The sequence below is a fragment of the Baaleninema simplex PCC 7105 genome (genome assembly GCF_000332355.1).
GTDB lineage: Bacteria > Cyanobacteriota > Cyanobacteriia > Cyanobacteriales > Geitlerinemataceae > Baaleninema > Baaleninema simplex.
In genome coordinates this window covers 3,718,868-3,734,655 of the sequence record NZ_KB235958.1, presented here as the reverse complement: position 1 = coordinate 3,734,655, position 15,788 = coordinate 3,718,868, and the positions used below count along the sequence as shown (strand labels likewise).

The window sequence follows — 15,788 nt, the reverse complement described above, 5'->3', positions numbered from 1 at the left end:
CCGCCAACAGACAAGGGTGCGTGACTTGAAAAATCGGGTGTAAATCCTGAGACCGAGCGCTCGTCACGCACCGCCAATGTACACCGCCAACAGACAAGGGTGCGTGACTTGAAAAATCGGGTGTAAATCCTGAGACCGAGCGCTCGTCACGCACCGCCCCTGTAGCCGAAGTCAGGTCAATACTTCTCCCCCTCTCCCCCTCTCCCCCCTCTCCCCCTCTCCCCTTCTCCCTAAGACGGCGCAATGTTCGAGCGCGACGGTGGGACGGTCGGTGAAGTGGAATCCGAACTCAGTTGAAGCTGGAGTTTCGGGCCGGTTGCCCCTAGACGAATCGTCATCCCGTCGCAGACTGGCATCTGTCGCACGGGTTGGCCGTTGACAAAAGTGCCGTTCGTCCCAAAGTTGACGATTTCCCAGTGGGTTTGACGGTTCCACAGTTCCAGGTGGTGTCGAGAAACTAGGGAACCGTGGACGACAACGTCGTTGTTCTTGGAGCGGCCAACCCGTACGACGGCTTCGCGTTCGAAGGTCCAGCGCTGGATGGGAGCGGCTTGTGTCGGATGAATTAGAGAAAGCGTAATCACTGCGGAAAACCCAGACGACAGGACTCCGTCCCGCGTTCGCAAACGAGATTATGTTTGACGATCGCCTGCGACTTCGGTTTGGCTCTCGCGACAAAACGCAACAGGCCGATCCGAGCCAATCGATCTCGTAAAGGCGATCGCTGAAATTGCTATGATTCGACTGGCTGAGTGCCAGTTTGACGCCGTAGATGCCCTGTAGAGATTGCGGTAGACGGTTTCTTAAGTTTATTTTATCCTATGGGACGAGTGCGACGGGGCTTGGCTTGATGAAGATCCTGTAAAGTGACGAACCTGCGAAATTTGATAGGCGTTGTAAAGGTTTTGAAAAATAATATAGAACATCGGTCCGAGCGCTAGCGTCGGTTTGAGAAACGATAGGGCAAACCAGACGGTAAACATTGTATTTTTGTGACCGAGGGATTGACTCGATTCGCGATCGAGCTGCGCTCCACCAAGATATCGTCCGAGGTAAAAACTCGAACTACAGACGAGGGCCGAAAGTATAGCGATCGCCACTAAAACAGTCCAGCTTTCTTGCGTTTCGTAACGGATAAAGTGAGAGGCTTTCGCGCTCGCTAAAAATAATACGATCGCCCAAGATGCTAACGAAACTTTAGGTAGAATTTCTTGATATTTTTCTCGATATTTGTTATGATTAAACAATCTCGAAATTCCGAGTGGTGTTAAAATCAGAATGGCAACCGATTGCAGAATATTGAGCGTCGATATTTCTGAATCGATTTGAAATAAAAACTGGCTCAAAAACGGCAAACTGAAGGCGATCGCACCGTTCGTCAAAATAACAGACGCCGTGACGAACTCTACATTTCCACCCCAAAAACTCGCCATTGCAGGCGCGGCGATCGCTGTCGGTGAAATCGCAGTCAAAAAGACAATTTCTGCGAGAGATTCGTCGAACGGTGCGATTAAAATATACCAAATAAACCCCAAGCCGATGTTGGCAAAAACCACCAACCCCGATCGCATATGAATCTGTTTGTAAATGCTTTTAAATTCAATGCCAATAAAAGCATTTAACAGCATCACGATCAGTAAAACCCGAATGGCCTCAGAATATTGAGACGCAGGTGTGACGATCGCGCCGAGAGCGATCGCGAGAATCGGCAGAAACGCTTTCATCGCCTCACCCAGAACCGCGTCGTTCGTCCAGCCACCGCTGTAAAATCAACGCCGCCGCCAACCGATCGACCGTCCCTTTCTCCCGCGACGGTTCCTGTCCCGCCTCCCGCATCAACTCCTCCGCCTCCACAGAGCTGAGGCGTTCGTCTACAAACTCAATAGGAAGTTGCAACGCCTGAGCGATGCGTTTGGCTAACTTTTGCACCCGATACGCCTGTTTACCCAATTCACCGTCCATCTGGTACGGTAAACCCACCACCAAGACCGTCGCGTCCCGTTCGACGACCCAACGACGCAGTTCGGCGATGTCGAGATCGAACGACTTGCGGGAAATCGTCGTCAGACCCCGCGCTGTCAACCCCAAGCCGTCGCACCCCGCCACACCGATACGACGGCGACCGAGATCGAGACCTAACGCTGCTACTCCCTTCATTACACCGTTAACCCCGATCGCGATCGCTCGACGGTTCCGAATCGTTCCCCCCGCGATCGCCGGAACTGCGATCGTTCGAGTGGCGATCGTCCTGCATTCGGTCGGACCACTCGTGAAACCACATCATCCGACCGGGAACGGGTTTCCGAGACGGCTGCAATCCTCCTAAAACGTCCGACAGTTGCAACCCTTCCAAACTGACCTGTTTGGTTTCCCGCAATTTATGCCACACCGACCGAGACATCAACAAGGTGTGCGCGATCGGTTCGGCGCCGCAAGAAGTCAAATACTCTTCCCGTTCCGGTTGGTAGTCCGTCGAAGACAACCGCAACGACTGCGGGGGAACCTGTCCGACGATCCGCGCCATCTGCGCCAACAGTTCCGGGTACAACCAGGTATACGCCGGATGTACCGTCAACTTCGCTTCGTGAGGAGACTTCCCGTGATGGCTCAACCGAATTTGAAAATAGCCGATCGCTGCTTTCCGTTGCGGCTCGAAGACATAACCGCTGACGACTTCCGTTTTTCCAAACCACTGTTTGACCGCCGACATCAACGAACCGAACAAACTGGTTTTGAAATCGCTAATGTGGCGATCGAACACTTGACGCACTAACGGCGGCATCGATACCGTATCGAGTTGGTACAGCAGATGTGCGTCCGAGTTGCTCACTGGCGTGAGGTTCGGTAAATCGGGTTCTCGCTGTCCGATCGCCTCCAACTGCTCCGGTTCTAACGTCCAATAGGTCATCTGCGCCAGCGGTTGAAAGCCGTTGTGACGGTACAGCGCCATCACCGCGCGATCGTTGACGTCTACTTCCACGATCCAAGTCCGCGCCTCCCAAATCGTTTGCAGACAGTGGCGCAACAGTGCAGTTCCCGTATCTTGACTTCCCGCCGCCGGATCGACGATGGCGCGATCGACTCGCCAGGTACTCGCGGCGCGGTTGAGTGGAGAGACTTGCATCGCACCCAAAATCTGGCGATCGCGCTGAGCGACATAGGCTCTCAGTAAGTTCTGATAGGGATTGGGAAACCAACTGAGGAATTTCAGCAGTCCGTAACTGTGACGGATGCTGTCGAGGTGCGCCGCCAAATCTAGCGTGTCGCTGGGACTTTTGGCAGTAAACACATTAGATTGCAAGAGGGTTTCGATTTCCTCGAGATCGCGAAACTGAATTGGACGGATCTCGATCGAAGCAGTCGGAGGAGCGGCGGAGGCGTTCATGGGATTGGGTGCGTAACGACAAAGGTGCGATCGATCTCGAAGTCCGGGTTTGAACTACGGTTGTCTCGGCCGGATCAAAACCAGTGGCGTCTGTTCGTCGGCGTTCCCCGCTGGGTTCGTCCGCAACGCCGCTTCGAGAAACGGTTTAGGTAGACGGTCGGTCGCTGCTAATATTTTAACGGCTTTCAAATCGTTCACATCGACGATCGCCGCCGACAACCCCGTCTCTCGACGAATGCGATCGACCACTACTTTCGGATCGTGCGGACCTAAAACGATAAAGCGATCGTACGGCGGGAGCGTTCCCGTTACGTCGTCGATCAACCGCGCCTGTTCCCCCGCTAACTGGTAGAACATCCCCGGTTTCCCGAGAACTTTCGCGATCGAACCGCCGATAAACGCCAATAGCACGCGCCAAGGCCCCACCAAATCCACCAACGCTTGCAACCCGCAAGCCGTCGCCAAGCTGGAGGTGGGAAGGAAGAAATAGCACAGACGCCGCGCCACCCAACCGGGTTTGACCGACGCCGGATCGCGCCAACGACCCTGGATAATCGCTAAGGGAGTTTCGCCGATCGTCACGATGTCGGTTTCGGGGTTGGCGTGGGGAAGAACGTACCGCCGCACCACCTCCACCGGATCGTCGAGGTGCGTGAGTAAATGGGTTTTAATCGGTAAAACTTCCGCGTTTTCCTTCACTTGCCAGTTCGCCGCCGCGTCCGGTTCGGGATATTGTAGGGGAAAGACTACGTGACCGGTACGCGGAATCCGTCCGCCGGGGCCGTAGGTGAGATAGCGCACTTTCACCCACAGGGTTTGAAGTTGCGTCAAATCTTCTCCCCGCAGTTCGACAACGAGTTTGAAGCGAGTCGATTCGCGTGCTTTGACGATGTAGGCGAACCAATACCCGTCTTTTCGCGCTGGGGCGTCGGGATGGTCGGCGATAATATCGATATGGGTGGTAATTCCCGAGAGCGACCCTTTCGAGAGTAGCGTCGCGTCCGCGTTCACTTCGGGAACCATGATTTCGAGGCGGTTCGTACTGTTGTAGAGTTCCACCTCGCCAACAACGCGGTAGCGATCGCGTTCTCGTTCGACCAGTTCCCAACGTCCGGGGTGAAACTCCAGGCGGTTTCCCGGTTTTCTGCGATAGTTCCATTCCAAGGCGATCGCACCGAGAGCCACGACAGCCACGACGACGCCTACAATAACAGCTAAAACAACTCCAATCGACACGGGGTTTTCTGGTTCCTCCCACTCCTCAAAACTCCCCCCGTTTATACCACCGAACGCGAGCGATCGTACAGATACGTCCTTTCCCCTCCCGTTTGTCACCGACGGTTTCGAGACTCTTTCTCTGTATCTGATTCCCTCTCCAACAGCTCTACAATGTTTGAAATTTTTTTCAAAAAAAGCGGGAAATTCGCGTCCGGCCAGAAGGGTTGACAGAAAACTTTTTCGCGGCGATAATAAAGTTATGGTTATATGGGCTAACCTGGCTATATATTTGATTTTTTAATCAACAAGCGAGCCAACAAAACCCCTCTCTCCTCCGCGATACATGAGCCAACCTCCGAAAACCGGCTCAATACGCCGCCACCTGCGGAGCGATTACCATCACCCGCTGACTGTCCACCACCATCACCCAAAACCCGTTACTGCTGAGCCGTTGAAGGAGTTGGTTCGCCTCGGCCTCGTTTGACGTGTACCCCGCCAACAAAAACGGTCGCTGACCGTAAGATACCAAGCCGACAGGTTGGCTCGTCAACAACCGAACCTGAGCGGCGACCTGAGTTTGATTGAAATAATCGACCAATACCGCATAACCCGGCGCGAGGGTTTGAGGATTGTAAGCCGTCGTCATTGACGGAGAAGGCGTTGTCGTTGGGAGTGTCACCGTCGGCGTCGGCGGGAACGAAGAAGACGAAACCGACGATTGAGGAACCGGGACGTAGACGGGTAACTCCGAAGTATCGATTTCCTCATCCGACGAGGGAATCTCGAACGAGCTGTCAGATAAATTGGCAGGGGGAAGATCGCGCGAGTTCATATTGCGATCGACGGCCACGTCGAAATCCGCCCCGTTTTCCTCCTCCTCCGTCGCAGTCGTAGAAGTCGCCGAAGATCGACCTTCCGCCGGACGCGCCTCGATAATCTCGACCCGAGGTAACTCTAAAAAACCAGACGACGGAGTCGAGGGAGTCGTTTGAGAAGAAGTCGTTGCCGTTGTCGGTGGAGTCGATCGCGCGGGTGGCGTGGCTTGAGCATCGCTCGGCGGACGGGTGACGAACGCGGCCAACCCCACCTCTTGCGTAATCGATCGCGCCAAACTCGACGCCTCCTCCTGAGAATTGAAACCCTCAACGCGCACGACGACTTCTTCGAGATAGGAACAGACCCGAGCCTGAAGCTGCGGCGCCAGCAACTGCCGAACGATGGCCGGATCGTCTTCCGTTTCGCTGACGATCAATAACAGGTACTCTCCCGGTGCGGGTGGCTCGCAGTCGGGCAATTGTGCCGCAGCCGGAACCTGCCAACCGGACGCACCGGCCAGCCCTAAAGTCACCGTCAAACACGCGATCGGACTCGAGAAAGCTTGTAGGCGCATGGTTCGCAATTGCAGTACGGAACAGAGAGAGAGGACAAAGGAGCGAAACAGTGAGAGTCGAGAAATCAGCACCTTCTACATACTGCACTCTAACTTAAGACGCTACCTCGTCGTCTAATCGCGACGAGCCGGATAGGGATCGTTGACAAATCCCAGCTCGAAGAGTTGTCGGTACGCGTTTTTCCCTAAATCCCGCGTTGGGTTTTGAGAACCGACAATTTCGACGAGTAGCGGAACCGCCAGTTCCGGTTGGTTTCGAGCGCGATGTAACAGGGCAAGTTGGTAAGTCGCTTCGTCCCGTAACTGAGCTGAGTCGAGGGCGAGGCGTCGTTGTTGTTCGTAAATCGCGTTATCGATGCCCGAGAAACTCCCCGCTAACTGTTGGTAGTAGTTCGAGAGGCGATTTCCCAGTTCCCGAGCTTCTTGGAGTTTGCGAGCCGCAACGTCGTAATTTTCCTCCGATACCGCAGCGTTCGCCTGTTCCATCAATCCCGAAATGCCTCGTAGGTTGAGAATCGAACTTTCGGCCAGAGGACGGGGGGCGTTATCTTCAGTTTCCGACGTTTCTGCCTCGCTCGTTTCTTCCGAACCGTCTTCGCCCGTCTCTTCCGGTTCGCTCTCGATTTGAATGCCGAACGGCGACTCGACAAATCCCAGTTCGTAGAGTTGGCGATAGGCGCGGTTTCCCAGTTCGCGGGTGGGGTTTTGAGACGCGACAATTTGAACCAGAAGGGGAACCGCAAGTTCCGGCTCGTTTTGGGCGCGATGTAACAGGGCGAGTTGATAGGTCGCCACGTCTCGCATTTGAGCGGCTTCTAAGGCCATGCGTCGCTGTTGCTGGTAAATGCGGTTGTCGATCCCCGAAAACCCGCTCGACAGTTGTTGGTAAAACGAGGAGAGTTGGTTGCTCCACTGTCGGGCTTCTTGCAACTTACGAACGGCCAGATCGAAATCGTCGACGGCGATCGCCGCGTCCGCTTCGTCCGTCAAGCGGCTAATCCCTTGTAAACTAAGGGAACTGTCGTCCATAGGCAGGCGCGGAGCCGCAGCAGTTTCCTCAACGGGGGCGAGATCCGTAGTGTCGGGAAGTTCGATTTCCCCCGGTGTTTGTCCCCAAGCCTCGGGTGTGGCGAACGTTGCGGCTAGAACGAGGAGAAACGTCGAGGGTCGAGAGAGTCGAAAGCGGCGGAACCCATGAGTTGGAAATAGCATTTGAACCTTCACCTATGCAGTGCCAATGGCGATCGAACGAGACGGAAGAGGACGACCGACGAAGCGTTACGATGTTTTTAACAAATCTCTAACAAAGGCGTATCTTAACATTTCTCCGTCCCAAAGACAGCCATCCGGACATTGCGATCGCTCGAGCGCGATCGTCGAGTTAAGATAGCGATCGATCTCGGTATCGATCGCCAACACAGGCAGGGGGGAAGTCGTGGCTGAAGCATTAGGAACGACGTTACAACGCGGCGGCGAAACGCTATCCCTCAACAAAGCGATCGATCGCTTCACCGTGCGCCCGCAATCGCCCGCTGTCAGCGAGTCGCTGTTGTCCCAGGTGCGAGCTTCCTTCTGCGGCCGAGTTCCCATCGGTTCGCGAGAAGAAGCAATTTTACTCGAGTTTCGCGTCGAAGATCCCGCCCAACTCGACGCCGCGATGGATCGAACCCGAGAGTTAGAAGACGTTGCCTTCGTCAGCCACGTTTACGAAATTCAAAGCAATCCGGGGAGCTTCGTTTATTTAGCCGACGACATCACCGTCATGTTTGACGAGAGCGTTACTGACGGTGACCGAAGCGCGATCGCCGCCGAATTCGGACTCGAAGAACTGCGACCCCTCGAAGGCTTACCCGGAGCGTTCGTGTTCCGCGTCACCAAAGACGCCACCGCCAACCCCATCAAACTCACCAACGCCCTTCTCGACCGGGATGGCGTGCTGGCGGCCGAACCCAATATCGCGATTCGCTCTTCCCTCACCTACCGCCCCGACGACGATCTCTATCCCCGTCAGTGGTACTTACACCACGACGGCGGCGCGTTGCTGTCTCCCAACTCCCACATCGACGCCGAAAAAGCCTGGGACGTAACCCGAGGCGATCGCTCGGTAGTCGTGGCAATTACCGACGATTCCATCGACATCGACCATCCCGACTTTCAAGGAATTGGCAAAATCGTCGCCCCGCGAGACTTGCGCGGTAAAGATTTCCTTCCCCTACCCGAAGCCCAAACCGACAACCACGGAACTGCCTGTGCGGGGGTCTGTCTGGCAGAAGAAACCGGTAGCGGTATCGTCGGCGTCGCCCCCCGTTGCGCCCTGATGCCGATTCGCACCACCGGCTATCTCGACGACGACTCTATCGAAGAACTGTTTGACTGGGCTAGCGATCGCGGAGCTTCCGTCATCTCCTGTAGTTGGGGCGCGAGTGCCGTCAATTTCCGCCTGTCGATGCGTCAATACGCCGCCATTTCCCGAACTGCTAGCAAAGGCCGCGACGGCAAAGGTTGCGTCGTCGTCTTCGCCGCCGGAAACGCCAACCGTCCCATCCGAGGCATCATCGACGAAACAAACTGGCCGCAAAACGTCCTGTCGGGAAACACCCGTTGGTTGAGCGGTTTTGCCACCCACCCCGACGTCGTTGCTGTTTCCGCCTGTACCAGCCAAAGTCGCAAAGCCGCTTATAGCAACTGGGGTGACGAAATTTCCGTGTGCGCCCCCAGCAACAACGCCCCACCGGGAATTTGGCTCCAACAAACCGGTTACATCAGCACCGCTCCCCCCGTCACCCAAGCCCTGCCGGGTTTGGGCGTATTCACCACCGATCGCGTCGGAAGTGCCGGTTACGCCCGAGGGGACTACACCGCTGGATTCGGCGGCACCTCGAGCGCCTGTCCCGTGGTGGCCGGAGTCGCCGCCCTCGTTCTCTCTGTCAATCCCGACCTCACCGCCGCTCAAGTTAAAGATATTCTCCAGCGCACCGCCGACAAAATCGTCGATACCGAACCCGACCCCCAACTGGGAAAACGGTTAGGCACTTACGACAACCAAGGGCGTTCTCCCTGGTTCGGCTACGGTAAAGTCAACGCCTACAACGCCGTTCTGGCCGCCAAGGAAATGCGGGAAGCCCCCCATACGGTGACGAAACGGGTTCGCGGAACCAACGATCGCTCTGTGAGAATTCCCGATGGCGATCTCGACGGCGTTCTCAGTCCGATTCGCGTTCTCGACGATTTGCCCGTTGTCGAACTGGCTGTCAACCTCGACATCGACCATCCCTACCTCGGCGATTTGGAACTCTATCTCGTCGCCCCCAACGGTGAAACCGCCTTGTTACAAGGTCGCGGCGTCGGACGAAAATCGGGATCGAACGCCAGCTATTCGATGGCAGATACCCCCTCGCTGAACAAGTTTCGTGGCACGTCCGCCCAAGGCATTTGGAACCTACAGGCGATCGACGTCGCCCACGGCGATACGGGAACCCTCAAACGCTGGCAGTTAACCCTCGGAATGGGATAGAGACAGTCAACAGTCGCCAGTCACCAGTCACCAGTCTTCCCTGAAGAAGCCCCCCCTCTCCCTGGCTCCTCATCTCGTGCAGTAATCCAGCGTCTCGAAGGCGATCGGATAAAACCCACTCAGCCACTCGTTTCGCGCCTCTAATGCCGTGTCGCTGCTAATGAAGGCGTTGACAGTTCGTTCCCAGGTTTTATCGTTGTCGGGCAACGCGAAGCCGTAATAATCGCAAGTCAGCGGTTGTTCGGGAACCAGGGCGAAATCGCTTAAATCGGCGTTGAGGCGCAGCAGTTCTCCGAGAATCAAAATGCTATCGCTGGCAAAGGCGTCGATCGCCCCGGTCGCTACTGACTCCAGTGCGGTATAGTCGTCGTTGAAGAGAACGGTTTCGGCGTTGGGATAGCGATCGCGCAGGAACTGTTCGGTCGTCGTGTTCTCCAACACCCCCGCTTTCACCCCGCTAAGAGTTGTATTGGGATTGACGCGATCGACGCTGTCGAGATTCACTAAAAACTGGGTTCCCGTGACGAAAAACGGCTGCGAAAATGCGATACCGTCGGGGTTGCGAACGAGGGTGTTCGGCCCGCATTCGAGATGGACGCGATCGCTGCGAACTAAATCGAATCGCGTACTCAAACTCGACGGCAATTGAACCACCTCAATGCCTCCCGGCATCTCTAACTCGGTTTCTAAATAATCGGCGAAGGAGCGCAACACCTCCGCACAATACCCATTCCATAACCCCTCATCGTCGAGATAGCCGAACGGTGGGGAATCGCTGCGAATGGCAGCTTTTAAAATACCCGTCCGCTGAATTTCCTCGACCACGCTTTCCTGACGGGACGCCGACGCCGACACCACAGTCGTCGGGAACATTTCGATAGGTGGTTCTCCCCCATACGCCGAAATCAACATCTCCGGCGTCAACTCCCGAATCAAGTTCACCGTCAACTCGTCATAATCGATATATTGCCCGTAAGATGCCGTCAGATAAGGCTCGTAAAACTCGTCTTCGGCTAAATAGTACTGGAAAAACGCCACGTTCAACGCTTTCAAATAAGGCTGTCCGTAACCCACCGGACCGCGCAACCACTCCGGTAACTGCTGCGTGTACTCGTCCATTCCCGTCGAGAAGTGCGTCCCCGGAACCATCGCCATCAGATACTTCTCGTCTGTTCCCGTCATCCACAGAAACGGATGGATTTGTTCGGGAATCGACGGCGCGATAATGTCGTTACTTCCCGAGATTAACATCGTGGGAATCGAAATATTCGCCATGCCCTCGGGGCCGAACACGACGCTGGTAATGGGATAGGACGCCAACGCTGCTTTAAATCGAGGGTCGTAGAGATCGTAATTGACGGGGGGCAAATAGGACGCCAAACATTGCAGGGTGACGGAGAAGTTCAGTGTAAAATGTTCTTCCCGAACGCAGGATTCGGTCAACCGCATTTGGTTAATTTCCGCCCCCGCCATCGACAACGCTGTCGTTCCGCCGAAGGAATATCCCATGATTCCCGCGCGGTTGACATCGATGCGTCCTCGCCAATCGGGATCGTCGGAGTTCACCAGGCGTTCGAGTTCGTCGAGTGTCGCCGTCAAGTCCAAGCCGCGACTGAGATATTCGATGGGACTGATTAAATCGCTCAGTTCCCCTCGTAAAAAGGCTTCGCGATATTCGAGGTTACTGCCGATATGTTCGGGGGCTGCCACCGCTAACCCGTAAGAGGCCAAGTGTTCGGCTAGATAGTCGTAATTGTCGCGGTTCGACCCGAAGCCGTGGGTCAACACCACCACGGGAACAGTTTCGTCGAGTCCTTCGGGAAGGTAGACATCCACATCGAGATCGTAGGACGCAGCGAGTCCCAACTCTGTCGGACGAATGCCGCTGACGGGGAACCGCAACCGCCGCACTTCCACGCCGTAAGGTCCCGGTTCTCGCAAGTCGGGGCGTTGAGAAAAGTCTACTGGGGAATCGTTAGCCGCTTCTCGCTGGGCTTCGGCCACGATAACGTCCGTTGCAGCTTGGCGATAGTCGAAAAACAGCGAGAGTTGGTTGGCCACTTCTAAGATAAAGCGGGCGTTAACGCGGATTTCGCGGGTCGGATATTTTTTTAGGACGTTGAGGAGGGTGAAACTTTCGCTGTCGTCCGAAGCTGCTACCAGAATTGCCGATCGCAAGGCTTGACCGCCGTTGAGTCCGCTATCGGTTTGGATGATGGTTCCCAAACGACGCAGAAATCCTTCCCCAATGCCCATGTAAAGGGCTTTTGAGAGAACCGTGGCGCTTAAGGGGAGTTCTCGCGTCAGCGCCCCGCGCATGGTTTCGTGGGTGCTTTCGTCAAAAAATCGTAAGTAGAAGGCGAGGTCAGAATCGATTTCTCCGGTTTCGGCAAAGGTTTCGAGGGATTCGATGGGAACGTAGAGTTCGAGCGGACCGTAGGTGATGGCGAGTCGTTCGGCGGCCTGGGTGGGTTGGGGAGCGATCGCACTCCCGAATACGCTCGTCCCTGCGACGAGTCCAAGCAGCCAGCGTTGCAGGTGTTTGGGGGTCAAGTGCGTCATGGTGAACGTTACTGAGAACAGACCTTACGAGCAGTTTTGAGCGGGTTCGATGGGTTTGACGAAGTTTGCGTTCGCTCGAACGAGACACTGGCTGGGACTGTCAGCCCGATCGACGCGATCGACAAACAGCCAAGGATTGCTGTTTTTGTCGTAAACTCCGTTGAATCCCGATGGAAAAAGGGCAGCGGTGAAGGTTTCGCCTTCAGACAGGGTTCCGATGACTTCCCAATTTCCGATTTCCGGTAAATCCTGAAGACCGAGACCGTAGAGTTCTTTGAGACCGATCTCGGCGCGGCGACAGTTTAAACCGTTGGGGTCGGGATCGACGACTTCCCAATGTTGGTGACACGATCGCCCGGAATAGTTCCCGGTTTCGTCGGCTTGGGGGAGTTCGGCCGCACCTACTGGAACGGCGATCGACAGCCACAGCGCGATCGCGATTCCGATCGCCGCAAGCGTTCTTTTCCAGAAGCCCGGTGGGAAGCTGTCGGGTCGGTTCCCACGAGGCGATACGACGATCTCGAACATTTTATGCACCTCGATCTCGCATTTTTTGACTTTGAATCGACTTCAATTTTCTCATAAAATTTTGCTATTTTTGTGAAGTTTTATAAATTGTTTTCAAGCTGATTTTTATTGATTTTTAAAGAGAATTTAGGTTCTTCCGATTTTGGTCTGTAGGGTAAATGCTTGTAGCCTGTATCTGACAAGGGATGGCGCGATTTGAGCTACCTTTTTATACGGTTTAGCGAAAACTCCTGCTCCTGTAAGAGTTTCATCGATTTCTTGCATGGTAAGTTCGGAAGAGCTAAAATTGATAGACTTACCAATTATTTTATAAATTATATTTATAAAATAGAATAAAATTTATTATTTAATTTTATATATTGACAAAACACAAAAAGTAATGATAAAAACAAAAAATGATAGCCTCTGTTAAAAAAAACATCAAACCATCAATTCAAAATGTTTTTTGTGACTAAATTTACAGTCTTAAAGACATACAATTATTAAACCTCTCTGCATTAATTATGTATCTTAAAACACTGTTTGTTCGCTTTTACAAATCATTCAATGACGACTTTTTAAGAAAAAATAATACTAGAGTAAAACCCAAGCCTTGGGAAATAATAGATGATGCCTTTTATCCATACATTGAAGTTCCTATCGAGAGCAAAATCACAACAATTGTGGGTGCAAACGAATCTGGAAAGTCTCATCTTCTAAGTGCTATTAAAAAGGCTATAACTGGCGAGGGAATCGAACGTAGTGATTTTTGCCGTTATTCACATTTTTTTACAGTAAAAAGAAATGAATTAAAATATCCTGATTTTGGTACGGAGTGGTCTGGATTTTCCAATTCTGAAAAAGCTAATTTACGGACAATCATCCAAATTCCTGAGAGTATCGATTTTAATCGCCTTTTAGTTTTTCGTCAAAATAAAAATATCTTGACAGTTTACCTGCCAGAGAAAGGAGATTATAGGCCGTATACAATACCGAATGAGAAAAAACAGTCCTCCACTTTGCAGGCAATTTTTCCAGAAATACTTGAAATTAAATCTGATATTGCGCTTCCATCTAGCGTTCCCATAAAAATCTTAGTTGATTTTGAATTAGAAATGAAAGATATCCGCACCTTCGAGCTTTTAGATAGAGAGCAAAGAAATACAATTGTAGATGCTCTTGATTCTTTTGATTCTTTCAACGGAGATCCAGAATTAATTACTAAAGTTCGTACATGGGGTGGCAAGAATAAAGAAGAAATCGACCCCAAAGCATCACGATCGTTAAAATCAATCGTTAAAACTTTTGATGATTTTGATTCTTTCTATAAAAAAAGGTACAAAGAATATGAATTAGCATATAAATTGATTTGTAAAATCGCTCAAGTTGATTCTAATGCATTGCTTGACCTTGCAAAATCAATAAGAAATGGAATGCAAGGATATGCAAATGGTATTTTGGAGAAAATCAATCGACAGCTTTCTACTAATTTTAATTTTCCAAATTACTGGGTTCAAGATCGTAGTTTTTCTTTAAAAGTTATGGCTAGAGATTATGATTTAGTGTTTACCATAACAGATCGAACAGGAACTGAATATTCATTTGAAGAAAGAAGTCAAGGATTACGATACTTCTTAAGCTACTACATTCAATATCGATCTCATGAAGCCTCTTCTCCAACATCAGAAATTTTATTAATGGATGAACCTGATGCTTACTTGTCTAGTCAGGCACAGCAAGATTTATTAAAAGTATTCGATCTATTTGCAAATCCTGAACGCGATTCTCATATAACCTACCCAATTCAAGTAGTTTACGTAACACACTCGCCTTTTTTGATTGACAAGAATCATTCTGAACGTATTCGGGTCTTACAGAAAGGATATGAGGATGAAGGAACCCGAGTCGTCAAAAATGCCGTGCAAAATCATTATGAACCTCTAAGGTCATCAATAGGTGCTTATGTTGGAGAAACAACCTTTATTGGTAACTGTAATTTGATGGTTGAAGGTCTTTCAGATCAAATTCTTATTGCAGGAGCAATAGCATATTTGAGAAATAGAAACACGCCTAACTTAGCAACTTTAGATTTAAACCAAATTACTATTGTTCCATCTGGTTCAGCCTCACACATTCCTTATTTAGTCTATTTAGCCTGTGGACGTGATGTAGAACAGCCAGCAGTAATTGTTTTATTGGATAGCGATCTGAGTGGAAATAAAGCCAAAAAGCACCTGTTGGCCAAAGGAGGTCAACATCGAAGACGTTTGCTTAAAGAGCAATACATTCTTCAATTAAACGATCTAAGAGAAGAGTTTTGTCTTATTGAGAACGCAACTTCAGAACTAGAAATTGAAGACATTATTCCTCTTTCGATTTGTGTACAAGCAACAAAATTGTACCTACAAGAGTTTCTTAAAATGGATGAAGCAGGGTTGTTGTGTTTCGATGAAAGTTTGGTCTTAGATAATATTCATAACAAAACTATCCTTAACGCAATAGAGTCGAGTTTTTCTAATCTTCCTACTAAAGAAATTGAAATCAATAAGATAGGATTTGCTCGTAATGTTATCCGAGTTGTCAATGAATGGTCAAAACAAAAAAATCTAAGGGAAGATCGACTTCATGATTTAGAGAGATTTGAAAAAAATTTCAAATCATTATTTAAAAAATTAAATTATATGCAACGCATGGCTCAACAAAAATTAACTAAAGAGAAATTATCCCAAAAGATAGAACGACACAAGAAAAATTTTTATGCAGTTCATCCATGTACTGCAAGACGTGAAGATGTAACTATTTTGCTGGATGAAATTGAAAATATGCTCGATAGCAGTAAGGAGAATGAATCGGCTGAGGAAATCGAAAAAATCAAGAACCAAATTCAAAATTTACGTCGGGTTCATCAACTAGATATTGAAATGAATAAGATTATTGATAACTTCGATCAATTTAAAATTGACCTTGAAAGGGTCAAATATGCAGGTTTATTGGACGATCCAGAAGATGATATCGAAAATATTCACGATGAGTGTGTTTTAGAAGATACTACTGATAGAAATCAGGGAGATAAAAATAAGACTGAAGAGAAAACTCAAGGAGATGACAATAATACTTCTGATGACACAACTGTAGATCCTAATGACGGACAAGAGACTCGCACCAGGAAAAATGGTAACTCACGACGTAAAAAAAATTGAAATATAAGGTTA

At 51.0% G+C, this 15,788-nt stretch carries 12 protein-coding genes; 2 read left to right on the top strand and 10 right to left on the bottom strand.

The window, feature by feature from the left end; all coding sequences use genetic code 11:
- Positions 1 to 230: 230 nt before the first annotated feature.
- From GEI7105_RS31340 to GEI7105_RS38635, 8 genes are all read right to left on the bottom strand, one after another.
- Positions 231 to 584, bottom strand: coding sequence for an FHA domain-containing protein (locus tag GEI7105_RS31340; protein WP_202804410.1), 354 nt, complete (start codon positions 582 to 584; stop codon positions 231 to 233).
- 225 nt (positions 585 to 809) lie between these two features.
- A complete protein-coding gene (locus tag GEI7105_RS0119010; protein WP_017662019.1) occupies positions 810 to 1,724 on the bottom strand; it encodes a bile acid:sodium symporter family protein in 915 nt (304 codons plus the stop codon).
- A gap of 4 nt (positions 1,725 to 1,728) precedes the next feature.
- A complete protein-coding gene (ruvX, locus tag GEI7105_RS0119005; RefSeq protein WP_017662018.1) occupies positions 1,729 to 2,157 on the bottom strand; it encodes a Holliday junction resolvase RuvX in 429 nt (142 codons plus the stop codon).
- 7 nt (positions 2,158 to 2,164) lie between these two features.
- Positions 2,165 to 3,385 carry a GNAT family N-acetyltransferase gene (locus tag GEI7105_RS0119000; protein WP_017662017.1) on the bottom strand — a complete coding sequence of 407 codons (1,221 nt, stop codon included), beginning with the start codon at positions 3,383 to 3,385 and terminating at the stop codon, positions 2,165 to 2,167.
- Positions 3,386 to 3,439: 54 nt separating this feature from the next.
- A complete protein-coding gene (locus tag GEI7105_RS0118995) occupies positions 3,440 to 4,621 on the bottom strand; it encodes a hypothetical protein (protein WP_026097784.1) in 1,182 nt (393 codons plus the stop codon).
- A gap of 349 nt (positions 4,622 to 4,970) precedes the next feature.
- A complete protein-coding gene (locus GEI7105_RS33690) occupies positions 4,971 to 5,993 on the bottom strand; it encodes a hypothetical protein (protein ID WP_017662015.1) in 1,023 nt (340 codons plus the stop codon).
- A gap of 114 nt (positions 5,994 to 6,107) precedes the next feature.
- Positions 6,108 to 7,205, bottom strand: a complete 1,098-nt coding sequence (locus GEI7105_RS40800) for a hypothetical protein (RefSeq protein ID WP_017662014.1) — start codon at positions 7,203 to 7,205, stop codon at positions 6,108 to 6,110.
- Positions 7,206 to 7,271: 66 nt separating this feature from the next.
- The gene (locus tag GEI7105_RS38635) at positions 7,272 to 7,409 is read right to left on the bottom strand and encodes a hypothetical protein (protein ID WP_158413232.1); all 138 of its coding nucleotides are present in this window, start codon (positions 7,407 to 7,409) and stop codon (positions 7,272 to 7,274) included.
- Between the two features lie 19 nt (positions 7,410 to 7,428).
- Between GEI7105_RS38635 and GEI7105_RS0118970 the strand changes: the two genes are divergently transcribed.
- On the top strand, positions 7,429 to 9,507 hold the full coding sequence (locus GEI7105_RS0118970) for a S8 family serine peptidase (protein WP_017662012.1): 2,079 nt from the start codon (positions 7,429 to 7,431) through the stop codon (positions 9,505 to 9,507).
- Positions 9,508 to 9,576: 69 nt separating this feature from the next.
- On the opposite strand, the gene GEI7105_RS31315 is transcribed toward GEI7105_RS0118970, so the two are convergent.
- A complete protein-coding gene (locus GEI7105_RS31315) occupies positions 9,577 to 12,069 on the bottom strand; it encodes an alpha/beta hydrolase (RefSeq protein WP_017662011.1) in 2,493 nt (830 codons plus the stop codon).
- 24 nt (positions 12,070 to 12,093) lie between these two features.
- Positions 12,094 to 12,597, bottom strand: coding sequence for a hypothetical protein (locus GEI7105_RS31310; protein WP_017662010.1), 504 nt, complete (start codon positions 12,595 to 12,597; stop codon positions 12,094 to 12,096).
- A 503-nt stretch (positions 12,598 to 13,100) separates the two neighbouring features.
- Between GEI7105_RS31310 and GEI7105_RS0118955 the strand changes: the two genes are divergently transcribed.
- Entirely contained in the window at positions 13,101 to 15,776 is a 2,676-nt protein-coding gene (locus GEI7105_RS0118955) for an AAA family ATPase (protein WP_017662009.1), read from the top strand.
- Positions 15,777 to 15,788 lie beyond the last annotated feature (12 nt).